This window comes from Streptomyces sp. NPDC058375, assembly GCF_042723425.1.
Taxonomy (GTDB): Bacteria; Actinomycetota; Actinomycetes; order Streptomycetales; family Streptomycetaceae; genus Streptomyces; species Streptomyces durocortorensis.
Genome location: NZ_JBHXJG010000009.1, coordinates 15,115 through 37,588 on the forward strand (window position 1 = coordinate 15,115; position 22,474 = coordinate 37,588).

The 22,474-nt window shown below is 73.9% G+C and carries 19 protein-coding genes; 13 read left to right on the top strand and 6 right to left on the bottom strand.

The window, feature by feature from the left end:
- Positions 1-19: 19 nt before the first annotated feature.
- The 3 genes from lnt to ACFWM7_RS03220 all read right to left on the bottom strand — a co-directional run bounded on the left by lnt (position 20) and on the right by ACFWM7_RS03220 (position 3,364).
- Positions 20-1,621, bottom strand: coding sequence for an apolipoprotein N-acyltransferase (lnt, locus tag ACFWM7_RS03210; RefSeq protein ID WP_383254492.1), 1,602 nt, complete (start codon positions 1,619-1,621; stop codon positions 20-22).
- A gap of 312 nt (positions 1,622-1,933) precedes the next feature.
- A complete protein-coding gene (locus ACFWM7_RS03215) occupies positions 1,934-2,497 on the bottom strand; it encodes a hypothetical protein (protein WP_383254428.1) in 564 nt (187 codons plus the stop codon).
- An 81-nt stretch (positions 2,498-2,578) separates the two neighbouring features.
- On the bottom strand, positions 2,579-3,364 hold the full coding sequence (locus tag ACFWM7_RS03220; RefSeq protein WP_383254429.1) for a glutamate racemase: 786 nt from the start codon (positions 3,362-3,364) through the stop codon (positions 2,579-2,581).
- Positions 3,365-3,422: 58 nt separating this feature from the next.
- On the opposite strand from ACFWM7_RS03220, the gene ACFWM7_RS03225 reads away from it, so the two are divergent.
- A complete protein-coding gene (locus ACFWM7_RS03225) occupies positions 3,423-4,604 on the top strand; it encodes a glycosyltransferase (protein WP_383254430.1) in 1,182 nt (393 codons plus the stop codon).
- A 43-nt stretch (positions 4,605-4,647) separates the two neighbouring features.
- Here the strand turns inward: ACFWM7_RS03225 and ACFWM7_RS03230 are convergent, their stop codons facing one another.
- The gene (locus ACFWM7_RS03230) at positions 4,648-5,946 is read right to left on the bottom strand and encodes a TerD family protein (RefSeq protein WP_383254433.1); all 1,299 of its coding nucleotides are present in this window, start codon (positions 5,944-5,946) and stop codon (positions 4,648-4,650) included.
- A gap of 257 nt (positions 5,947-6,203) precedes the next feature.
- Between ACFWM7_RS03230 and ACFWM7_RS03235 the strand changes: the two genes are divergently transcribed.
- The 3 genes from ACFWM7_RS03235 (at position 6,204) to ACFWM7_RS03245 (ending at position 10,078) form a co-directional block, all read left to right on the top strand.
- On the top strand, positions 6,204-6,689 hold the full coding sequence (locus tag ACFWM7_RS03235) for a DUF6643 family protein (protein ID WP_383254435.1): 486 nt from the start codon (positions 6,204-6,206) through the stop codon (positions 6,687-6,689).
- A 174-nt stretch (positions 6,690-6,863) separates the two neighbouring features.
- Positions 6,864-7,484 (top strand): hypothetical protein, encoded by a 621-nt coding sequence (locus ACFWM7_RS03240; protein ID WP_383254436.1) that lies wholly within the window; start codon positions 6,864-6,866, stop codon positions 7,482-7,484.
- A 167-nt stretch (positions 7,485-7,651) separates the two neighbouring features.
- A complete protein-coding gene (locus ACFWM7_RS03245; protein ID WP_383254438.1) occupies positions 7,652-10,078 on the top strand; it encodes a right-handed parallel beta-helix repeat-containing protein in 2,427 nt (808 codons plus the stop codon).
- Here the strand turns inward: ACFWM7_RS03245 and ACFWM7_RS03250 are convergent.
- Positions 10,045-12,489 carry a hypothetical protein gene (locus ACFWM7_RS03250; RefSeq protein ID WP_383254441.1) on the bottom strand — a complete coding sequence of 815 codons (2,445 nt, stop codon included), beginning with the start codon at positions 12,487-12,489 and terminating at the stop codon, positions 10,045-10,047. The genes ACFWM7_RS03245 and ACFWM7_RS03250 overlap by 34 nt on opposite strands.
- 253 nt (positions 12,490-12,742) lie before the next feature.
- Between ACFWM7_RS03250 and ACFWM7_RS03255 the strand changes: the two genes are divergently transcribed.
- The 5 genes from ACFWM7_RS03255 (at position 12,743) to ACFWM7_RS03275 (ending at position 18,550) form a co-directional block, all read left to right on the top strand.
- Complete coding sequence (locus ACFWM7_RS03255) at positions 12,743-13,603, top strand: DeoR/GlpR family DNA-binding transcription regulator (RefSeq protein WP_383254443.1); 861 nt, start codon at positions 12,743-12,745, stop codon at positions 13,601-13,603.
- A gap of 51 nt (positions 13,604-13,654) precedes the next feature.
- Entirely contained in the window at positions 13,655-14,107 is a 453-nt protein-coding gene (locus ACFWM7_RS03260; RefSeq protein WP_383254445.1) for an SRPBCC family protein, read from the top strand.
- Between the two features lie 130 nt (positions 14,108-14,237).
- Entirely contained in the window at positions 14,238-16,256 is a 2,019-nt protein-coding gene (locus ACFWM7_RS03265) for a hypothetical protein (RefSeq protein WP_383254447.1), read from the top strand.
- Positions 16,257-16,411: 155 nt separating this feature from the next.
- The gene (locus ACFWM7_RS03270; RefSeq protein ID WP_383254449.1) at positions 16,412-18,001 is read left to right on the top strand and encodes an SDR family oxidoreductase; all 1,590 of its coding nucleotides are present in this window, start codon (positions 16,412-16,414) and stop codon (positions 17,999-18,001) included.
- Positions 18,002-18,070: 69 nt separating this feature from the next.
- Entirely contained in the window at positions 18,071-18,550 is a 480-nt protein-coding gene (locus ACFWM7_RS03275; protein WP_383254451.1) for an SRPBCC family protein, read from the top strand.
- 19 nt (positions 18,551-18,569) lie between these two features.
- Here the strand turns inward: ACFWM7_RS03275 and ACFWM7_RS03280 are convergent, their stop codons facing one another.
- A complete protein-coding gene (locus ACFWM7_RS03280; protein WP_383254453.1) occupies positions 18,570-19,703 on the bottom strand; it encodes a PLP-dependent cysteine synthase family protein in 1,134 nt (377 codons plus the stop codon).
- Positions 19,704-19,937: 234 nt separating this feature from the next.
- On the opposite strand from ACFWM7_RS03280, the gene ACFWM7_RS03285 reads away from it, so the two are divergent.
- The 4 genes from ACFWM7_RS03285 to ACFWM7_RS03300 all read left to right on the top strand — a co-directional run bounded on the left by ACFWM7_RS03285 (position 19,938) and on the right by ACFWM7_RS03300 (position 22,470).
- Entirely contained in the window at positions 19,938-20,255 is a 318-nt protein-coding gene (locus ACFWM7_RS03285; RefSeq protein ID WP_007459530.1) for a hypothetical protein, read from the top strand.
- A 293-nt stretch (positions 20,256-20,548) separates the two neighbouring features.
- Positions 20,549-21,067, top strand: a complete 519-nt coding sequence (locus tag ACFWM7_RS03290) for an ATP-binding protein (protein ID WP_356567263.1) — start codon at positions 20,549-20,551, stop codon at positions 21,065-21,067.
- Between the two features lie 241 nt (positions 21,068-21,308).
- Entirely contained in the window at positions 21,309-21,878 is a 570-nt protein-coding gene (locus ACFWM7_RS03295) for a TetR/AcrR family transcriptional regulator (RefSeq protein ID WP_383254456.1), read from the top strand.
- Between the two features lie 10 nt (positions 21,879-21,888).
- Entirely contained in the window at positions 21,889-22,470 is a 582-nt protein-coding gene (locus tag ACFWM7_RS03300; RefSeq protein ID WP_383254458.1) for a DUF4865 family protein, read from the top strand.
- Positions 22,471-22,474: the final 4 nt, after the last annotated feature.

Sequence of the window (22,474 nt, forward strand, 5' to 3'; positions counted from 1 at the left end):
CCGAGCCTACGTGGCCGGATCAGGCGTTACCGCGCGCGGTCCCTCCGGTCCGGCGGGCCCGGACCGCCGAGACGCTCACCCAGCCCAGGCCCGCCAGGGCCAGCAGCGCGATGACGCCCTCGGGCAGCGGGCCCATCCGGGTGGCGGGGGTCAGCGAGGAGCGCAGCGGGACCTCGTCGACGAGGGCGTCGGGGGTGAACATCCCGCTCTTCTCGATGATCGTGCCGTCGGGCCGGATGACCGCGCTGACCCCGCTGGTGACGGGGACGACGACGGCCCGGCCGTGCTCGACGGCTCGCACCTGGGACATGGCCAGCTGCTGGTACGTCATCTCGCTGCGGCCGAACGTCGCGTTGTTGCTCGGCACGGCGATCATCTGGCCGCCGTGGGTGACCGTGTCGCGTACGGCGTCGTCGAAGGCGGCCTCGTAACAGGTCACGAGCCCCACTCTCGTCCCCGCGAGGTCGAAGACGCCGACCTCGGTGCCGGGGACGAACTCGCGCTGCACCCGGTCGACGTCCTCGCTGAAGAAGCGGGCGACCGTGCGCATCGGCATGTACTCGCCGAACGGCTGGATGTGCCGCTTGTCGTAGGTGGCGACGGGGCCCTGACCGGGATCCCACTCGATCAGCGTGTTGCGGAGGCTGTCGGAGCCCTTCTCGACCACCGAGCCGACGACCGTGGGGGCGCCGATCGCCTTGACCGCGTCGTCGATGACCTGGCGGGCGTCCGCGTTGAGATAGGGGTCGAGGTCGGAGGAGTTCTCCGGCCACAGCACGAAGTCGGGCTGCTTCTCCTTGCCCGCCTTCACGTCCTCGGCCAGTTGCGTGGTGCGCCGGGCGTGGTTGTCCAGGACCGCGCGGCGCTGGGCGTTGAAGTCGAGTCCGAGGCGCGGCACGTTGCCCTGGATCGCGGCGACGGTGGCCGTGCCGTTCTCCGCCGAGTCGTCGACCAGGGGCAGCGCGGCGAGGGCCCCGGCGATCGGTACGAGGATGCTCGCGGCGGCTCCGGCGACGGCCGCGCGGGGGACCTTTCCGGTGGACCGGTACGTCATGACCTGCCGCACCGCCTCGTAGAGGCCGAAGCCGCACAGCACGACGGCGAAGGAGAGCAGCGGCGTGCCGCCGAGCGCGGCGAGCGGCAGGAAGGCGCTTTCGGACTGGCCGAAGGCGATCTTGCCCCAGGGGAAACCGCCGAACGGGATCCGGGCGCGGACCGCCTCGTCCAGCGTCCAGACCGCGGCCGCCCACACGGGCCAGTACGCGAGCCGGGTCACGGCGGCGATTCCGAGGCACCCCACGGCGATGAAGAGCCCCTCCGCGGCGGCCAGGGCCAGCCACGGCACCGGGCCGACGTCCTCTCCGGTCCAGTGCAGCAGCGGCAGCATGAATCCGAGGCCCGACAGGAGGCCGAGGCCGAAGGCGGCCCGGAGCCGACGCCCGTGCAGCACCCATCCCAGCAGGGCGAACCCGGGCAGCACGAGCCACCACAGGGGCCGGGGCGGGAAGCTCGCGTAGAGCAGCAGCCCGGACAGCACGGCGGCGGCCGGGCGGAGGAGCCGCCGCGGCAGCCCGGCGGCCCGGGGTGCTGCCGGGGGCGGCGAATCGTCGACGGGGGTCATGGTGGCGCTCACCCGCCGGAGTCTACGGTGGGCGGCTGCGAACGGCGGCGTTGACCTGCGCGGGGCCGGGGGTTGGGCGGCTGTGGGCGGCGGCGTAGACCTGCGCGGGGCCGGGGGTTGGGCGGCTGTGGGCGGCGGCGTAGACCTGCGCGGGGCCGGGGGCTGGGCGGCTGTGGGCGGCGGCGTAGACCTGCGCGGGGCCCGGACGCGGGCGGCCGCGAGCTACGACGTGGGCCTGCGCGGGGCCGGGACACGGGCGGCTCCGGGACGTCTCGCCGCAGCGGAGACCCGGTCACCGGTGGGGCTGCCCGGTCAGTCGCCGGGCCGTTTGCCGGGGGACGGCAGGTGCAGGCGTTGCCGGATGAACCGTACGGCCGTCTCCGCGTCGTCGACCGTGACGGTGAAGGTACGGCCGTCGCCGAGGTGCAGGGCCATGCCCTCCCCCTTGCGGACCACGACGGCGGTGCCCTGTTCGGGGCGCCAGCGGTAGCCCCAGCCGCCCCACTGGCGCGGGTTGATCCGGGGGACGAATTCCGCGCCCGTGACATGGCTGAGCAGGATCCGGCGGCGCGGTAGGCCGGCGTGGCCGCAGCGGACCTCCAGGCTGTCCCCGTCGACCTTGACGGCCACATGGACGAAGGCGAGCGTGCCGAAGAGGATCAGCAGTCCGGCGGCGAGGCAGCCGATCACGGACATGAGCAGCGGGGCGATGCCCGAGGTCCAGGCTCCGTCGACGGCGAGCTCGATGCCGAGCGCCACACAGCCCGCGCCCGCGAGGGCCAGGAGCCACTGGATCCGATTGGTGGCGCGGCCGTTCCACTCCGTGGGCGGCGCCTGGCTCGACCCGTGCCTCGCACTCTCGGGGTGGTCGCTCATATTCAGCAGCGTAGCCGCGTTCCGGGCTCCCGGCCGGGGCTGCGAGGGCCGATCGGGCGAGCTGCCCGGTCGGCCGTACGGTCAGCGGACGGGCGCCCCGGCGGCCAGCATCCGGCCTTCCGCATAGGTCAGCGCGGCGTCCGGGAGGGCGGCGACGCGGCCCGCCTGGAGCACGGTGAGCGCGCCGGAGGGGTCGGCCGTCGGGGCGGGCTCCGCCCCGATCCGGCGCAGCGCCTGGGCGGCGACCGCTCCGGCGGAGGCGTGCAGGGCGAGCGGCGGGCGGCCGGGCCGCTGCACGGCGTCGCGGATGCGGGTCGCGACGAGCTCGTAGTGGGTGCAGCCGAGGACGACGGCCCGTACGCCGGGCGGGGTGAGGGCGGCGGCCGCGGCGACGGCCCGGTCGATCGCGGCCTCGTCGCCGTGCTCGACGGCGTCGGCGAGCCCGGGGCACGGGACCTCGGTGACCTCGGCGGAGCCGCCGAATTCCGCGATCAGTCCGCGCTGGTAGGGGCTGCCGGTGGTGGCCGGGGTGGCCCAGATGGCGACGGAGTCGCCGCCGGCCGCGGCGGGCTTGATCGCGGGGACCGTGCCGATGACCGGCAGGGCGGGCTCCAGCTCGGCGCGGATCGTCGGCAAGGCGTGGACGGAGGCGGTGTTGCAGGCGATGATCAGCGCGTCGGGGCCCTGGGCGGCGGCGGCGCGGGCCACCGCCAGCGCACGGGCGGTGATCTCCTCGGGGGTGCGGGGGCCCCAGGGCATCGAGCCGGGGTCGGAGGAGAGCACCAGCTCGGCGTCGGGCCGCAGGCGGCGCACGGCGGCCGCTGCCGCCAACAGGCCGATTCCGGAGTCCATGAGCGCGATCTTCACCCGGTCACCCTAGCCGACAGCCCTTGCGGACCAGGCTCGGTGGGGCAGACTTCGGCGGATGAGCGCCGTTGCCTGGATCGCCGTGGTTTCGCTGATCGCGTGGGTGTGGCTGCTGCTGGGGCAGGGCTTCTACTGGCGGACGGACCAGCGGCTCCCCCGGCGCACCGACCCGGCGCGCTGGCCGTCGGTGGCGGTGGTGGTGCCGGCCCGCGACGAGGCGGCGATGCTGCCGGTCAGCCTGCCGTCGCTGCTGGTCCAGGACTATCCGGGGGAGGCCGGGATCGTCCTCGTCGACGACTGCAGCAGCGACGGCACCGGGCAGCTGGCCCGGGACCTGGCCGCCCGGTACGGCGGATTGCCGCTGACCGTCGTGACGCCCGGGGAGCCGGAGCGGGGCTGGACGGGCAAGCTCTGGGCTCTGCGGCACGGGATCGCGGTGGCCCGGCGGGACAAGCCGGACTTCCTGCTGCTGACCGACGCGGACATCGCGCACGAGCCGGACAGCCTGCGCGATCTGGTGGCGGCGGCCGGTCCGGGCGGCCCCAACGGCTTCGACCTGGTGTCGCAGATGGCGCGGCTGCGGGTGGAGAGCTTCTGGGAGCGTCTGGTGGTGCCGGCGTTCGTCTACTTCTTCGGGCAGCTCTACCCGTTCCGCCGGGTGAACCGGGCCGGGTCGCGGACGGCCGCGGCGGCGGGCGGCTGCGTTCTGCTGCGTACCGAGGCCGCCGAGCGGGCGCGGATCCCGGACTCGATCCGGCAGGCGGTGATCGACGACGTGTCGCTGGCGCGGGAGGTGCGGCGCGGCGGCGGCCGGATCTGGCTGGGGCTCGCGGAGCGGGTGGACAGCGTGCGGCCGTATCCACGTCTCGCGGATCTGTGGCGGATGGTCGCGCGGAGTGCGTACGCGCAGTTGCGGCACAGCCCGCTGCTGCTGGCGGGGGCGGTGCCGGGGCTGCTGCTCGTCTACGTGGCGCCGCCCGCGACCCTGGCGGCGGGGCTGCTGACGGGCGACGGGGCGGCGGCCTGGGCGGGCGGCGCGGCGTGGGCGGTGATGACGGCGACGTATCTGCCGATGCTGGCGTACTACCGGCAGTCGCCGTGGCTGGGTCCGCTGCTGCCGCTGACGGCGGTGCTGTACCTGCTGATGACGGTGGACTCGGCGGTGCAGCACTACCGGGGGCGGGGCGCGGCCTGGAAGGGCCGTACCTACGCGCGCCCGGAGGCCGCGCCGGACCGGTGACGCCGCCGGGCAGCGGGCGGCCGGTCCGGGCGGGCGCGGCGGGTCACTTGCGGCCGGGCGTCCAGTTCATGCCCCAGCCGTAGGCGGCGTCGATGGAGCGCTGGGGGCTGACGCCCCGGTCCGGGACGAGGTAGCGGGCCTCGCGCTGCACCGTGAGGTCGCCGCCGTTGTTGGTGATCAGGGCGAGGGCGCAGACGGTGGAGGGCACGGTGCACTCGTCGAGGGAGAAGTCGATGGGTGCGCCGTTCTGCGGCTGGAGGGTGACGGTGGCGTGGAGATCGGCGAAACTCCGGGCGCCTTCGTAGATGGTGACGAAGATCAGTACGCGTCGCAGCCGGTTCTTGTGGTCGAGGTTGATGGTCATGTTCTCGCCGGTGGAGAGCGCACCGGTGCGGTCGTCGCCGTCGAGATGGATAAAGGGCGGCTGATTCAGAGAACCGAACGCGTTTCCGAGGGACTGCACAACTCCCTTGCGTCCGTCGGTGAGTTCGTAGAGCGCGCAGAGATCGAGATCGAGATCGGCATGCATGGCGACGGCCCGTCCGAGTTTCGCTCCCCAGCCCTTGAACTGTTTGCGGACTTCCCAGTTGAGGTTGACGCGCAGCGCGCCGGAGGTGCCGCCCTGCTTGGCGAGCGAGACGGACGGTGCGCTCTTGGTCAGCGTGATCTTGGTCAGCCGTACGGGCGCCGGTGCGGACGCCGCTGCGGGCGGGACCACAGGAGCGGCAGGCGCGGGGGCGACCGGCGCGGGAGCCGGTGCGGGGGGCGGCGACGACGGGACGGAAGGGGCCTGCTGCGGTTGCGGCGGTTCGTCGACGGAGATGCCGAAGTCCGTTGCCAGGCCTTCGAGGCCGGAGCTGTAGCCCTGCCCGACCGCCCGGAACTTCCATGCGCCCTGACGGAGGTACAGCTCGCCGAGGATGAACGCGGTCTCGACCGTGGCGTCCGCGCTGTCGAAGCGGGCCAGTTCGGCGCCGCCCGCCGCGTCGATGACCCGTACATGCAGTCCGCTCACCCGGCCGAAGGTGCCGCCGTCGGCCGAGGCCGCGAGGACGATGCGCTCGATCCCGGGCTCGACCTTCCCGAAGTCGACCAGGAGGGTGTCGGTGACGCTGTCGGGGGCGGTCCGCTTGCCCTCGTGCCGGACCGCTCCGGACGCGTGGACCGGCTGGTTGTAGAAGACGAAGTCCGCGTCGTCGCGGACCTTTCCCGCCAGCAGCAGAAGCGCGGAGGTGTCGACGTCCGGGGCGCCCGGTGCGGCGTGCCACCCCAATTCGACGCGCACGGTGCCGGCCGGCACTGGAACGTTGGTCCCTTTTTGCATGGTCATGCTCGCCCCCATCACGAGTCCGGCTGCCCGCAGGCATTTCCCGACAACCTAATCCCCGGCCCGCCGAAGCGTGCCCAGCCGGCCGCGGCCCCTCCCGGCGATCCGCCGGTAACCCCCCGTGAACTCGGCCTTTACACGATCAGTAGACGTCGGTGCGCCCTTTTTTGCCAAGTTCGCTCGCATTGGGGATCACGGTTCACTCACATCGCGGAAAACAACCCTCTTATCGGGCTCCCCTTCCAGCACATCGTGGGCTTAACTTAGGTGGCATGACGTCCCCCCGCTCCACCTTCGGCGGCGGCTACTACGCCGCGTCGTTCCCCGACACTCCGATCTACGACTCCTTGGTCGCGGAGCGGGGAACCCCTCAGATCGCCCCCATCCGGGTGCCTGCCGCGTACGACACCGGCAACAGCTACCTGCCGGCCCTGCCGTCGGCGCTGCCGGCTCTGCCCGCGGCCCCGTCGCAGCAGACCGGCTCCTACGGCTACCCGCAGCAGCAGCCGATGCCGCAGTACCAGCAGGCTCCGGCGCAGCACACGCCGATGCAGCCCGCCCAGCTGCAGCACGCGCCCGCGCCGTACATCCCGCAGCAGCCCTCGGCGGTCCGCGGCTATCCGCAGCAGCCCCAGCCGCAGCGCCCCGCGCCCGCCACCGGGTACGAGTCGATGCGTCCGGCCTCGCCGCGGCCCGCGCCGGCGCAGTCGCCGTACGAGGACTCCTACAACCGGCCGTACCAGAGCCGGGGATACTGAACCGCACCCCCTCCGTACGGCACGGTGCGCCGGGGGACGCACCAGGCAACCTCTGACGGCTGAACGCGGTCTTGGAGGTACGGAGGCCGGGCTCGGCATCTCGACGATCCGCCGCACCACGGGCCCGCCGAGGCAGGCCGCGAGGACACCGATCGACGGGGACGGGGGCACGGGGTGAGGGGGCAGTGGGCACTGCTGCGGGGGCTGCTGCGCGGGCGGGACAATCCGCTGCGCCGTGCCACCGACCGCCGCGAGGGCTGGGTGGCGCTCGGGGCGCTGCTGCTGCTCGTGGTCGGCGCCCCCGCCGCGGGCTGGGCGGGCGGTACGGTCGCCGATGCCGCCCTCCAGCGCTCGGTACGGGCCCAGCACGAGGAGCGTCACCTCGTCGACGCGGTCGTGGTGGGCCGGGCCCCGGGGCGGGAACGGTACGTGGGTGATCCCGAGGGCGGCTCCGAACGGGCGGCGCGTATCTGGGTGGTGGCGTCCTGGCAGGCCCCGGACGGCAGTCCGCGCACCGGAGAGGTGGCCACCGCGTCGGGGCGCGGCGGCCCGGGGTCCTCGCTGCGGATCTGGACGGACGCGGCGGGCCTTCCGGTTTCCCCGCCGATGGACGGGCGCACCGCCCGGTCCCATGCGGTGCTGGCCGGCATCGGTACGTTCCTGCTCGCCGCCGGATGTGTCGAGGCGGGCCGCAGGGTCGTCGTAGGGCGCATGGTGCGGCAGCGGTACGCACGGCTGGACCGGGAGTGGGCCGCGGCGGACGCGGGCTGGGGCAGAGCCGGAACGGGCGGCTGACCACGCTCTCCCCCGCCCGGAGGCGGTCGTCGGCGACATCGCTCCGCCGGGCCGACTCGTCAACTCCCGCCCCTCGCGCGCGCTACGGTGGTCCGACCCCGTCCGCCTCCCCGGCGACGGACGGACCCGAGGCATCGCACAGCACGAGGTGGGGGCACAGCAACGCCATGGCACAGGGCACGGTCCAGGTGACGCACACCGGCACATCGCGATGGCGCCGCCGCACCGGCGAGTACGCCTCCCTCTCCGCGGCCCTGGAGGCGGCGGCCGACGGGGACGTCCTCACCGTCGCACCCGGGACCTACCGGGAGAACCTCGTCCTCCACCGCTCGGTCACGCTGCGCGGCTCCGAGGGCTCGGTCGGCTCCGTGCGGATCGCGCCGGTCGACGGCGTACCGCTGACCGTGCGCGCCTCCGCGGTCGTCCAGGACCTGCACATCGAGGGCCAGGACTCGGCGGCCCCGGCGCTCCTGGTGGAGGACGGCACGGCGGAGCTGACGGACCTGCGGATCGTGACCCGGTCGGCGGCGGGCATCGAGGTGCGCGGCGCGGCCCGGCCCACCGTGCGGCGGTGCACGGTCGACAATCCGGCCGGGGTCGGCATCGCCGTACTGGACGGCGCGGGCGGCGTGTTCGAGGAGTGCGAGATCGTCTCGGCCGGCCAGTCCGGGGTCTCGGTCCGCGACGGCGGACACCCGCGTCTGGACCGCTGCCGGATCCACCACGCGTCCGGGGCGGGCATCGGCGTCACCGGGGAGGGCAGCGGCCTTGAGGCGTTCGGCTGCGAGGTGTACGAGATCAAGGGCAGCGGCATCCAGGTCACGGCCCGCGCCTCGGCCCACCTGACCGACTGCACCGTGCACCGCACGTCGGCGGACGGTGTCACGCTGGACACCGACGCGGTGCTGACGCTCGCCGACTGCGACATCCACGATATTCCGGAGAACGCCGTCGATCTGCGGTCGCGTTCGGTGCTCACGCTGACCCGCTCCACGGTCCGCCGGTTCGGCCGCAACGGGCTCTCGGTCTGGGATCCGGGCACCCGGGTCGACGCCAACCAGTGCGAGATCCACGACAGTACGGGCGACTATCCGGCGGTCTGGGTCAGTGACGGCGCGACGGTGATACTGGACGCCTGCCGGGTGCACGACGTGCCCGACGCACTGTTCGTCCTGGACCGGGGTTCGCGCGCCGACGTGGTGGACAGCGACCTCTCCCAGATCCGTAACACCGCGGTGTCGGTGAGCGACGGGGCCACCGCCCAGCTGGACGACTGCCGGATCCGCGAGGCGTCCACCGGCGCCTGGTTCCGGGACCACGGCAGCGGCGGCACGCTGAACAACTGCACCATCGACGCGGCGCAGACCGGGGTCATCGTCACCAAGGGCGCGGACCCCACCATCGAGCGCTGCACGGTCACCTCGCCGGCCGAAGCGGGGTTCTACGTCTCGGCCGAGGGCCGGGGCACCTTCGACGGCTGCCGGGTGACCGGCAGCGAGGGCTACGGCTTCCACATCATGGACGGCTGCCGCACCACGCTGACCCGGTGCCGTACCGAGCGGTGCGCGCGGGGAGGTTACGAGTTCCCCGACGGCGAGACCGGTTCCGCGACCGGACCGGTGGCCAAGGACTGCACGAGCGACGAGAGCGGTCTGCGTACGGCTCCGGCTCCGGCCCCCGCGGTGCTGACGGCCACCCCGTCGACCCCCGGCCTGCTCACCGCGATGCCCGGCCGGCGGCCCGCGGAACCCGAGCCGTCTGCCCCGGCCGCCGAGCCGGCCCGGGACTCCTCGGCCGTCCTCGGTGAACTGGACGCGCTGGTGGGGCTGGAGAGCGTCAAGCGGGAGGTGCGGGCGCTCACGGACATGATCGAGGTGGGCCGCCGCCGTCAGGAGGCCGGGCTCAAGGCCGCGTCCGTCCGCCGGCACCTCGTCTTCACCGGCTCCCCCGGTACGGGCAAGACCACGGTCGCCCGGCTGTACGGGGAGATCCTGGCGTCGCTCGGGGTGCTGGAGCGCGGCCATCTGGTCGAGGTGTCCCGGGTCGACCTGGTCGGCGAGCACATCGGCTCGACGGCGATCCGGACCCAGGAGGCGTTCGACCGGGCGCGCGGCGGGGTGCTGTTCGTCGACGAGGCGTACGCCCTGTCCCCCGAGGACTCCGGCCGGGACTTCGGGCGTGAGGCCATCGACACCCTGGTGAAGCTGATGGAGGACCACCGGGACGCGGTCGTGGTGATCGTCGCGGGCTACACCCATGAGATGGAGCGGTTCCTCACCGTCAACCCCGGGGTGGCCTCGCGGTTCTCCCGGACCATCACCTTCGGCGACTACGCCCCGGAGGAGCTGCTGCGGATCGTCGAGCAGCAGGCCGAGGAGCATGAGTACAGCCTGGCGGAGGGGACCGGGGAGGCGCTCCTGAAGCACTTCACGCTACTCCCCAAGGGCCCCGCCTTCGGCAACGGCCGCACCGCCCGCCAGACCTTCGAGTCGATGGTGGAGCGGCACGCGGGCCGGGTCGCCCAGCTCGCCGAGACGAGCACGGACGACCTGACCCTCCTCTACCCGGAGGACCTCCCCGAACTGCCCTTCTGAGTCCGTGCCTCCACCTGCCGGGGGACGAGCGGGCCCAGCTCCTCCAGGAGGTCGGCGCGCGCGTCGGCGAAGGCCGGGTCGGCCTGGTAGTCGGAGTGCCCGAGGATCGGTTCGGGCAGCGGGAGCTTCGTGGTCCGCCCGTAGGCCAGTGGGTCCTTCAAGGGGCCCCGGTCGACGCCCGGGTCGGGGTCGGCACAGATGCGGACGGGGCCGCCGATCGGGTCGGTGTGCCGCCACAGATTGCGCCAGCAGTGCACCGAGCGGTGCAGCCCGAGCAGCGGCTCCGGGCCGAAGTAGGCCGGGAACCACCGCCCGTACAGCCGCTCCAGGGGCGAGCCGTAGGTGAGCAGCGCGACCCGGCGGCGGGTGGCGTCGGGCAGTTGCCAGACGGCGGACGCGGCGAGCACGCTGCCCTGCGAGTGGCCGGAGATGACGAGCCGGCCCCGGGGTGCGGTCGTCGTCCAGGCGGACATCCGGGAAGCGAGGTCGGGGACGGCGCGCTCGGCGTAGCACGGGGGCGCGAAGGGATGGGCGGCGCGCGGCCAGAAGGTGCCCACGTCCCAGAGGATGCCGATGGTGCGGCGGGCCGAGGCGTCCTTGTAGGCGCGGCGGCCGCCGGCGACGAAGAGTATGAAGCCGAAGCCGATCAGCCAGGAGCCGGTGGACTGCGCGGCGTCGGCGAACGATTCCAGGAGCGGTCCCGTCCCGTCGGCGGCCCGGCCCGGCACCTGGTCGCTGTGCCAGGAGCCGGCGATCGCGCCCGCCCCGAGCAGCAGGGTCGCGGCGGAGACCACGCCGAGGATCCAGGGGGCGGAGTCGGTGAGGGCGGCGGTCGCGCGGATCCGGGCGATACGGCGGGTGCGGCCCTCGTCGGGCGGTTCGGGGGCGTACTCCGCCTCGATGACCGGGCCGAGGCGGCGGGCGGTGCGCGCGGTGCGGACGACCAGCACCAGGACGGGGACGAGCAGGAGCAGCAGGAGCACCGGGATGACGGAGGCCTGCCAGCTGAGCAGGACCGGCGGCCCGGCGATGTCGGTGTTGTGGCCCATGCCCGGGGTGCCGGGCCCGTCCAGCCAGTCGGCGACGCGCTGGGCCACCCCGCCGGTCATCACCCCGCCGAGGGCGCAGGCGAGCATCGCGACGGCGGGGCCGCCGAGTCCGTGCAGGATGGTGCGGGGTTCGGGGGTGCGCCGGTAGAGGCTCCAGGCGACCAGGGCCAGGCAGATGATCAGGAGGCCCTGGCCGACGTTGAGGAGCCGGAAGGCGGCCTCGCCCGGCAGGCTGCCCGAGGACTGCCAGTCGGGGCGCGACAGGGACGCGTACAGCATGGCGAGGCCGAGCAGAGCCAGTGCGGAACCGGGCAGATAGCTGATCAGGGCGGCGTCCAGGCGGGTGTCGCGGGTCCGTTCGCTGCGGCCCCGGCGGCAGACGACCCAGACGACGACGAGCGCGCACAGCACGATGCCGCCTTCGACGGCCGCGCCGATGAACCGTAGCACCGGTCCTTCGGCGCCCCGGTCGTGTCGTGCGGCGGCGCCGGCGACGGCCGCGGCGACGGTCAGGAACCCGGCCGCCGTGTGGGCGGCGCGGAGCCGGGCGACGAGCCGGCGGCCGTACCAGAAGCCGGGCCTGCCGAGCGGGGGGCGGGCCGGGACGGCCGGGCGCGGGCACCCGCCGGCGTCCGGGTCGGGTGCGGCCGGGCCGTGGGCCGCCTCCGTCCCGAAAGGGTCGTCCGCGTCGAAATCCTGCTCATCCAGCGGGCGTTGCGACTCGTACGCGCTCCAGGTCCGGTTGGACAGGTACCACAGGAGTCCCACCAGGGCCGCGGGCACGACGGCGGCCAGCGCGAGGCGGCGGCCGGGCTGGGACCACCAGCCGCCCTGACGCTCCGACAGGAAGCCGAGCCAGGAGCGGCGTTCGGCGCAGGCCTCGGCGCCCGCGCACTGCCAGGCCAGCAGGTCCAGGGCGACTTCACAGGCGGCCGCGGTGAGCAGCACGGTGAGGCTGAGCGCGAGAAGCCGCACCAGGACGCCGTACAGCCGGACCGCGCGGGTGCGACCGGTGGCGGTGGGGCGCATCCAGTGGGCGAGGTTGACCACCATGAACGGCAGGAGGAGCAGCCACAGCGCCCGGGAGCCGTTGCCGGAGGTGAGGCCGGACCAGCAGTACGCCTCGGCGACGGGCTCGTCCCGGTAGCGCTCGGGGTGCTTCTCGCCGTGGGCGTCGTCGGTGCGCCGGTACACGGCGGCCGTCTCGTCGCCGGTGACCCGGACGGTACGGGGGTCGCCCAGCATCTCCTGCGGGGTGGCGCCGCCGACGCCGTGGACGAGCAGTTCCAGTGCGGTCCCGGTGTGCTGCGAGGACGGGGAGGGAGGCGGGGAGGACGGGGGTGGGACGGCGGCAGGAGCCAACGGAGAACTCTCTCTCGGGGCGCCGGCCTCACGGCCGGCGAAGACGTGCACAGGAGCGGGTCCGGGGGGCCAGGGGGCTTTGGGCGTGACGCCCGCCGGTGGCCCGGACCCAGAATTCCGGGCGCGGGGCGGGTGTGTGAGCGGTCTTACGGAATCTCCCCAGGTGATACGCGGGACATGCGTGCGTGGCAGGATGGGCGTGTCGCGCAGAGGGCTGCGGACCGTACGGCAGAGGGAAGGACCGGACCCGGCGTTGAGCGAGAACCAGAACCTGCTCGCGGAGCAGCGCCGTGCGCTGATCCTCGACGAGGTGCGCAGGCGTGGCGGGGTCCGGGTCAACGAGTTGACCCGCAAGCTGAACGTCTCCGACATGACGATCCGCCGGGATCTGGACGCGCTGGCCCGCCAGGGCGTCATCGAGAAGGTCCACGGCGGTGCGGTCCCGGTCGTCGAGGCGAGTACGCACGAGCCCGGGTTCGAGGCGAAGTCGGCGCTGGAGCTGAGCGCCAAGGAGGACATCGCGCGGGCGGCGGCGGCGCTGGCGGTGCCCGGCAGCGCGATCGCGCTCTCGGGCGGGACGACGACGTTCGCGCTGGCCCGGCATCTGCTGGACGTGCCGGATCTGACGGTGGTGACCAACTCGGTGCGGGTGGCCGACGTGTTCCACGACGCGCAACGTCCGGCCGGGGGGCGCGGTGCGCGGCCCGGGGCGGCGACGGTGGTGCTGACGGGCGGGGTGCGCACTCCCTCGGACTCGCTGGTCGGGCCGGTCGCGGACCGGGCCATCGGCTCCCTTCACTTCGATGTGCTGTTCCTCGGCGTGCACGGGATCTCGGCCGAGGCGGGGCTCTCGACGCCCAATCTCGCGGAGGCGGAGACCAATCGCCGTTTCGTCCGGGCGGCGCGCCGGATCGTGGTCGTGGCCGACCACACCAAGTGGGGCACGGTGGGCCTGAGTTCCTTCGCCGCGCTGGAGGAGGTCGACACGTTCGTCACGGACGCGGGCCTGGCTCCGGAGCTGCGTGCGGAGATCGAGGAGCATCTGCCGGGTCTGCTGGTGGCGGGCGACGCTCCCGCCGAGACCGCCGACGCCCCGCCCGCCACCGAGGGCTGACGCGGATTCCGCTCGGCTCGCGGCGTGCGGGACAGGCCCTAGGATCGGGCTGTGGCCGTCTTCCGGATCGAGCGCTTCTCCCCTCTCCCCGCAGCCGAGGCCTGGCGCCGGGTGACCGACTGGGAACGGCACGCCGCGCAGGTGCCGTTGACCGCGATCTCCGTCCCGACCGGGCTTCCATCTCAACTCGGCACGGTCTTCGTGGCCCGTACGGGACTGGGCCCGCTGGCGTTCGACGACCCGATGGAAGTGGTGCGGTGGACACCGCCCTCCGGGGGCCGGGCCGGGGTCTGCCGCCTGGAGAAGCGGGGCTCCGTGGTGCTGGGCCGGGCCTCGATCGACGTGCTGCCCACGGATTCCGGTTCCCATGTGGTCTGGGTCGAGGAGCTGCGGGTGCGGCTGGTTCCCCGGTTCGGTGACCCGCTGCTCGCCTCCGCCGGGCGGCGGATGTTCGGCAAGGTCCTGGACGCCCTGCTCGCCTCCCCCGGCGACGCTCACGGGTGAGGCGGGGGCCTGCGGAAGCGGGCCCGCACGGGTGGAGGGACACGCGCCGCGCAGGGGTGATGTGACCGTCACACGATTGACTCGTTTGTCGGTATGACATCCCGCCACGGCCCCGGAAGGCACCCATTTCATGCCGATCCATCAACCGCAGCAGCAGACCGACGTACAGAGCGACCGCACGGGCGTGCGGCAGGCCGAGGCCGCCCTCGTGGAGCACTACCCGCGCCTGGTGCGGCTCGCCTATGTCGTCCTGCCGCCGGCGCTCGGCCGGCACCACCGGGTCCTGACCGCCCACTCCGTCGTCCAGCGGGCCCTGCCCGCTGCCGGGAGCAAGGCGTCGGGCCCGCGCGTTCCGGCCCAGTCCCGCCGGACCGGCCCTCCGGCGGGTGTGGAGGGCTCCTCGGCGGACCGGAGCCCCGCGCACCCGGCGTACGGGTGGGTGCGGCTGCGGGTGCTGCGGGCGGCGCTGGCCCACGAACGCCGGCCCCGCTGGTGGCCCGGGCGGCTCCCGGCGCCGGCCGCGCTGCGTTTGGGCGTGCCGGTGGTGTGGGGGCTGCGGCTCTTCCCCCGGGCGGGCGGCGTCGACGAACTGGCCCTGGACCGGGCGCTGTCGGCGGTGGACGGACCGGTCAGAGCGGCGTTCGCGTTGCAGCTGCTGGAGGGGCTCGAAGAGACCGGGGTCCGGGAGTTGCTGGCCGAAGCGGCGGTGGCGGATCCGGCGGACGCGGTGCGCCGGGCGGCCCGGCTGGGGCGGCCGGACCGGGCCGGGGCGCAGGCGATGCTCAGGTCCGGCGAGTTCGACCCGTGCACGGTCCAGACCCGCCCGAGCGATCTGCTGCGGCGCAGGCATCGGGTGCGGGCGACGGCGGTGGCCGCGGCGCTGTGCGTGCTGGCGGGGGGCCTGGCGGTCGCCGTCGATCAGGAGGCGCGGGGCGGGGGCGAGGACCGGGCCCCGGCGGGGGTGTTCGCGCCGGTGCTCGATCCGGCGGAGCTGATGCGGACGGCGGCGGAGCGGTGGGCGGACACCTCGCGCGTCGACTTCACCGCCTGGCCGGCCAGGGGCGGGCGCACGGACGACGACGGGCTGCTGGGCCGGGCGCTGCGGGCCTGGGCGGAGCCTGGGGAGTCGGTCCGGGTCTCCACCACGCCGGGCACGGCGGTGGTACCGCCCGCCGAGCCGCCCCGACTGCTGTTCGCGGGTGAGGTGGACGGAGCGGTGGTGGTGCTGTTCCACGACAGCGCCGACCGGGTCGTGCGGTACGCGGAGCCGCTGTCCGGGTCCGGCGGGGCGGCGCTCGACTTCGCCCGGACCGACGACGCGGACGTGACGACGGGTGCGGCGGTCGTCGTCAGCCGTACGGGCGACGGCGCGCGGTTCCTGCTCGCCCCCTGGATCGACTTGTCGACCACCCGGGACCTGCTCGCGCCGGACACGCCCGGGCGGCCGCTGGAGGTGGGCCCGGACGGGGTCACCGCCACCGTGCCCCGGCCCGCCGCGGGCGGCGCGTGCGAGACGTGGCCGGTGCTCCAGCTGCGGTCCTCCGAGCGGATCGTGGAGAAGCACGCCTTCCTGGTGACGGACCTGGGCGATCTGGCCCCCGCGCATCTGACGTACACGCCGGCGCCCGGGCGGGGCGCGCCGGCCCGGCAGCCGCGTGAGGCGACGAGCACCGAGGCGCTGCTCGCCTGGGCGCGTACGGCGTGTTCCCTGCGGACCCTGGCGGGCTCCGGCGTGCGGGCGGTCAACAACTGGGCGTTCGCCGAGCAGAAGCTGCCCGAGGGCGGTGCGTCGGCCGGCTGGCTCTGTACCCGGGCCGACACCTGGCGGGGCCCCGGCCGGGTGCTGGTGCAGTTTCTCGGGCCCGCCGCCTCGCCCACGGAGCCGGCCGCGGTGGTCGCCGACCGTGATGACACGGCCTTGTGCAGCCGGTTCGGACAGCACGTCCTGGCGGGCACGCACTGGAAGGCGGCCTCCGGCCGGTGGTACGTCCTGGCCGCCGGGAGCCGGGCGGTGACCCGGATCGAGGCGAGCGGGGCGGTGCGGGGCGCGGCGGGCGGGCCGACGTTCGCGGTACGGGCGCCCCGTGACGCCGACGTGGAACTGACGGCGTCGCTGCGCGAGGGCGGGACGCTCACGGCGGTGCACTGAGCCGGTGCGAGGGCCGGGGGCCGGGGACCGGGGGGCCGGAGGCCGGGGAGCCAGGGGCCGGGGCCGGGGGTCGTCACCGTACCGATGGCGTCGATGCCGCCGTACGGAGTCCTCGAGGCCGGTCCAGGGAGCCGTCCGGTGTCACACTCGGCCAGGTGACGGATCTTGAGGAAGGCCCCGGCGACGGCGCAGAACTCCCCGACGGGTCGGCTCCCCGCTGTCTGGTGACCGGGGCCACCGGTTACATCGGCGGCCGGCTGGTGCCCGCCCTGCTCGACTCCGGGCACCGGGTGCGCGCCCTGGCGAGAACACCGCAGAAGCTGCGCGACTACCCGTGGGCGGACCGGGTCGAGGTGGTGCGCGGCGATGTCACCGACGCCGACTCCCTGACGGAGGCGATGCGGGACGTCGACGTGGCGTACTACCTGGTGCACGCGCTCGGCACCGGCTCGACCTTCGAGGAGACCGACCGCAGGGCGGCCCGGACCTTCGGCGAGCAGGCACGGGCGGCCGGGGTGCGCCGGATCGTGTATCTGGGCGGGCTGACCCCGGCGGGGGTGCCGGAGAAGGACCTGTCGCCGCATCTGCGCTCGCGGGCCGAGGTGGGGCACATCCTGCTGGACTCCGGGGTGCCCACGGCGATGCTGCGCGCGGCGATCGTCATCGGTTCGGGGTCCGCCTCGTTCGAGATGCTGCGGTACCTCACGGAGCGGCTGCCGCTGATGGTCACCCCGAGCTGGGTACGGACCCGAATCCAGCCGGTGGCCGTGCGGGACGTGATCCGCTACCTGGTGGGGTGCGCGGCGCTGCCCGCCGAGGTGAACCGGGCCTTCGACATCGGGGGCCCGGACGTCATGACGTACCGGGACATGATGCAGCGCTACGCGGAGGTGGCGGGGCTGCGGCCGCGCGTCATCCTGCCGGTGCCGGTGCTCACCCCGACGCTGTCCAGCCGCTGGGTCGGTCTGGTCACCCCGGTGCCCAGCTCCATCGCCCGGCCGCTCACGGAGTCGCTGCGGCACGAGGTGGTCTGCGCCGAGCACGACATCAAGGAGTACGTCCCCGACCCGCCGGACGGGGCCATCGGCTTCGACCGGGCCCTGCGGCTGGCCCTGAAGCGGATCCAGGAGGCGCGGGTCGACACCCGCTGGTCCAACGCCTCGGTGCCCGGCGCGCCGAGCGACCCGCTGCCCACCGACCCGGAGTGGGCGGGCGGCAGCCTCTACCGCGACGAGCGGGAGATGGCCGTGCCGGTGGCGCCGGACGCGCTGTGGCGGGTGATCGAGGGCATCGGCGGCGAGAACGGCTGGTACTCCTTCCCGCTGGCCTGGGCGGTACGCGGCTGGCTCGACCGGCTCGTCGGCGGGGTGGGCCTGCGGCGCGGCCGGCGGGACGCCCAGCATCTGCGGGTGGGCGACTCGCTGGACTTCTGGCGGGTGGAGGAGATCGTGCCGGGCGAACTGCTGCGGCTGCGGGCCGAGATGCGGGTGCCGGGCCTGGCCTGGCTGGAACTGTCGGTGCGCCGCGACGAGCGGGGCCGGACGGTGTACGGGCAGCGTGCCCTGTTCCATCCGCGCGGCCTGTTCGGCCATGCGTACTGGTGGAGCGTGTGGCCCTTCCACTCGGTGGTGTTCGGCGGGATGGCGCGCAACATCGCGGAGGCGGCCGCGGCGGAGGAGAAGCGGCGCGGACCGGTGGCCGACAGGGGTCGCGCAGCAGTTGCCGACAGTGGTACAGACAACTGACGGTCGGGCCGCTAGGGTGTGCGCTCCACAGACCACACCGCGACCGCGGACCGCCGGGAGGTGCACGCGATGGCACGCCGACTCCGTACCGTGGAAAGGGAGTTCGCCGAATCCGCGCCGATGCGGCTGGTGTTCGCCGCCGAGGTGTCCGCGCCGCCGGACGTGGTGTACCGCGCGCTCGCCGACGATGTCGCGTCCTGGCCGTCCTGGTTCACCGCCGTCACCCGGGCCGCGCCCACCGATGCGGGCGCGGGCCGGGAGGTGCGGCTGCGGGGCGGGGTCCACTTCCGCGAGACGATCGTCGCCGCCGAGCCGGGCGCGTGCTACGCCTACCGGGTCGACGAGTCCAACGCACCGGGTCTGCGGGCCCTGCTGGAGGAGTGGCGGCTCACCCCGGAGGGGTCGGGGACACGGGTGCAGTGGACGTTCGCCGCCGACGGGACGGGGCTGTTCCGCCTGGTGCTGAGCCTGGCCCGGGCCGGGGTGGGCCGGTCCTTCCGGGACGCCGTGCGCCGCCTGGACACCCGGCTGGCGACGACGACGCCCTGAGCGGACCGGGCGCGGGCCCTTAGCAGGGCCAGGCGCCGGTGGCGAGGAAGGCGTCGATGGCGGCGGTGTACGGGGCGATGTCCAGGCCCTGTTCCTCCAGCCAGGAGTCGGAGTAGTACTTGTCCAGGTAGCGGTCGCCCGGGTCGCACAGCAGCGTGACGACGCTGCCCTGCTCGCCGCGCTCCACCATCTCGGCGATCAGCTTGAACGCGCTCCACAGTCCGGTGCCGGTGGAGCCGCCCGCCTTGCGGCCGATGGCGCGCTCCAGGGCGCGGACGGCGGCGACGCTGGCGGCGTCGGGGACCTTCATCATGCGGTCGATGGCGCCGGGCACGAAGCTGGGCTCCATGCGCGGTCGGCCGATGCCCTCGATGCGCGAGCCCCGGTCGCTGGTGGCGAGCGGGTCGTGGTTGGTCCAGCCGTCGAAGAAACAGGAGTTCTCCGGGTCGGGGACGCAGATCCGGGTGTCGTGCTGGAGGTAGTGGACGTAGCGGGCGATGGTCGCCGAGGTGCCACCGGTCCCGGCAGTGGCGACGATCCAGGCCGGTTCCGGATAGCGCTCCAGGCGCAGCTGCTGGTAGATCGACTCCGCGATGTTGTTGTTGCCGCGCCAGTCGGTGGCGCGCTCCGCGTAGGTGAACTGGTCCATGTAGTGCCCGCCGGTCTCGGCGGCGAGCGCGGCGGACTGTTCGTACATGGTGCGCGAGTCGTCGACGAAGTGGCACTGCCCGCCGTGGAATTCGATGAGGCGGCACTTCTCCGGGCTGGTGGTGCGCGGCATCACGGCGATGAACGGGACGCCGATCAGCTTGGCGAAGTACGCCTCCGACACGGCGGTCGAACCGCTGGACGCCTCGATGACCGGTTTACCCGGCCGGATCCAGCCGTTGCAGAGCCCGTAAAGGAAGAGTGAGCGGGCCAGGCGGTGCTTGAGGCTGCCGGTGGGGTGCGTCGACTCGTCCTTGAGGTACAGGTCGATGCCCCACGCCTCGGGCAGCGGGAAGCGCAGCAGATGGGTGTCGGCGGAGCGGTTCGCGTCGGCCTGGACCTTGCGGACGGCCTCCTTCAGCCAGGCCCGGTACTCCGGGTCGCTGCGGTCGACGTCCACGGTCGCCCTGGCCCCGCCCCCGACTGTGTGTTCACTGGTCTCCATGGGCCTGCTCCTGTTGGTCGTCGATCCGGTGCTCGCCCCTCCACGATAGGCACCCCACCTGCACAAACGGTCACTTTGATGGCCCATAGCGATGCCTTTGACCGCCGCCTGCGGGGCGGCTGTGACGCGCGGTGCGGGCAGCCGTGAGCCGGGTTTCCGGGCCCTCTGGCGGTCCGGCCCGGGTCCGGGCACACTGCAACAGCAGGGGCAGTGACGAAGGGGGGCGAATCCGCGATGGCGGACGTCGAGTTCAGTGCGTCGGGGGTCAGGATCGAACGGTTCACCAGGTCGCTGACCAGGGCCGGTCAGGTGGTGGTGAAGGACGGCCGGTTGTCCCTCCTCACGAGCAACGGGCGGGAGATCGACAGCGCCCCGGTGGGTACGGTCAGCGCACGCAAGTGGTGGTTCATCGCGGCGGATTCCGTCATCGCACGGGTGAACGGGGTGCGCTACCGGTTGACGATGGGGCAGCGCAGCCGCAGACGGGACGGGGCGGCTCCGCTGCGGCGTTTCCTGGAGACGTTGCGCAGTGCGCGCGGCCGCCGGGACTGACCTGCGGGTACGGGCGGCGGCGGGCCGGTTCCCCGGCCTGTCGGCGTGTACGGAACGCGCCCGCTCCGGGAGGGTTCGGCTCCGCCGCGAGTTGCGGAGCCGTATCCCCTGGGCCACGCTGGATCCACGTCACTGAAGGTGCACCCTCGGTGACAGAGCGATCCGCTCCACGGACCGGGTCGCGCGACACGAGCAGACACGACAAGAGCAGAGCGGATTCGGCAGTCAGTCGTCCGCCGGGCTCCGTTCGTATCTCTTCTCTTCTTCCGGACCTATTTCGGGGAGTCGCAGCCGTGATCAGCGAGCCAAGCAGGCACTGCACGGTGGAGCTCCAAGCCCTGCCGTCGCGGATCGGTCAGGTCCGCAGAATCATTTCGGCGCAACTGCGCTACTGGCATCTCGATCCTCTGATCGACCAGGCGGCCCTGGGCGTCACCGAGCTTCTCACCAACGTTCACCGGCACGCACAGCCGGACAAGTCATGCACCGTCGACATCGAGCTGCTGCTCGACCGTCTGACGGTCTCCGTCCACGACCACGACCCGCGGCTGCCCACGGTGAACGAGGCGGACTCGTTCGCCACGTCGGGCCGGGGCCTGGCCCTGATCGCCGCCGTCAGCGAGAGCTGGGGCGTGCGGCCGATCGGCTCGGCCGGGAAGGCCGTCTGGTTCACCCTGCCCGCGGCCTCCGCCGCCTCGACCCTGCCACCGCTCGCGGTGTACGGGTCGATGACCGACGGGCCGTTCGGGGCCGTGACCATCACGCCCGACGACATCGTGGCCGCGCCCGCCCGGTCGGCCGTCGTCGGCTGACGGGCTGACGGGCGGGCAGGCGGGCAGGCAGGCAGGCAGGCAGGCAGGCGGGCCGAGCAGAACCGGGCGCGGCGGCCCGGGCACGGCCCGGCCGGAACGTGGGGGCGGCGAAGCGGTTTCGCACCGCTCCGCCGCCCCGCCGCCCCGCGTTCCGGCCGCGATCACGCCTTGCCGCCGCGCGCGGTCCGAGAGTCCACGCAGCCTCTCCCCTCTGTACCTACTAGTATGTACACTCCTCCGCATGAGCACCCCGGACCGACTGATCGAGGCCACCCAGGAACTCCTGTGGCAGCGCGGCTATGTGGGCACCAGCCCGAAGGCCATCCAGCAGCGGGCCGGCGCCGGCCAGGGCAGCATGTACCACCACTTCAGCGGGAAACCCGAGCTGGCGCTCGCCGCCATCACCCGCACCGCCGAGGAGATGCGCGGGACGGCGGGGCGCCTGTTGGACGGACCCGGCAGCGCGTACGAGCGGATCACGGCGTATCTGCTGCGCGAGCGCGACGTGTTGCGCGGCTGCCCGGTGGGGCGGCTGACGATGGACCCGGACGTCATCACCGACGACGAGCTGCGCGCACCGGTGGACGCCACGTTCGACTGGCTGCGCGGCCGGATCACCGCGATCGTCCAGGAGGGCGTGGACGCGGGTGAGTTCGTCCCGGGGACCGATCCGGGGCCGGTCGGGGCGGCCGTGGTCGCCACGGTGCAGGGCGGCTATGTGCTGGCCCGCGCCTCGGGCTCGTCCGCCGCCTTCGACCATGCGGTGGAGGGCCTGCTGTCACTGCTCGCCGCCCGCACCCACCAGAACTGAGGAGCCCCGCGTGCACGCCATGAGTTACGAGATCACGCTGCCCGCCGATTACGACATGGGGATCATCCGCACCCGGGTCGCGACCAAGGGCCATCTCCTCGACGACTTCCCCGGGCTCGGCCTCAAGGCCTATCTCATCCGGGAGCGCGAGGCCGGGTCGCCGGTGAACCAGTACGCCCCGTTCTACCTGTGGAACGCCCCCGAGGGGATGAACGCCTTCCTGTGGGGTCCGGGATTCCAGGGCCTGGCCGACGACTTCGGCCGCCCCGAGGTCCAGCACTGGACGGGCCTGGCCTACGAGGAGGGGCCGTCGTCCGGGGCGCTCCCCCTCGCGGCCGTACGACTGCGGCGGTCGGTGCCCGCCGACGTACGGCCCGCCGACGCGGTCGGAGCGGCCCTGGAGGAGACCCACCGGATCGCCGCTCTGCCCGGGGTGGTCGCCACCGCGCTGGCGGTGGATCCGCGCCACTGGGAGCTGGTGCACTTCACCCTGCGAGAGCGGCCGGAGCCCGACGCGGCGGGCGAGGCCTTCGAGGTGCTGCATCTGTCGTCACCGGAGGCCGGCCGGCTGCGGCGAGGACGGCAGTGGTGAACGG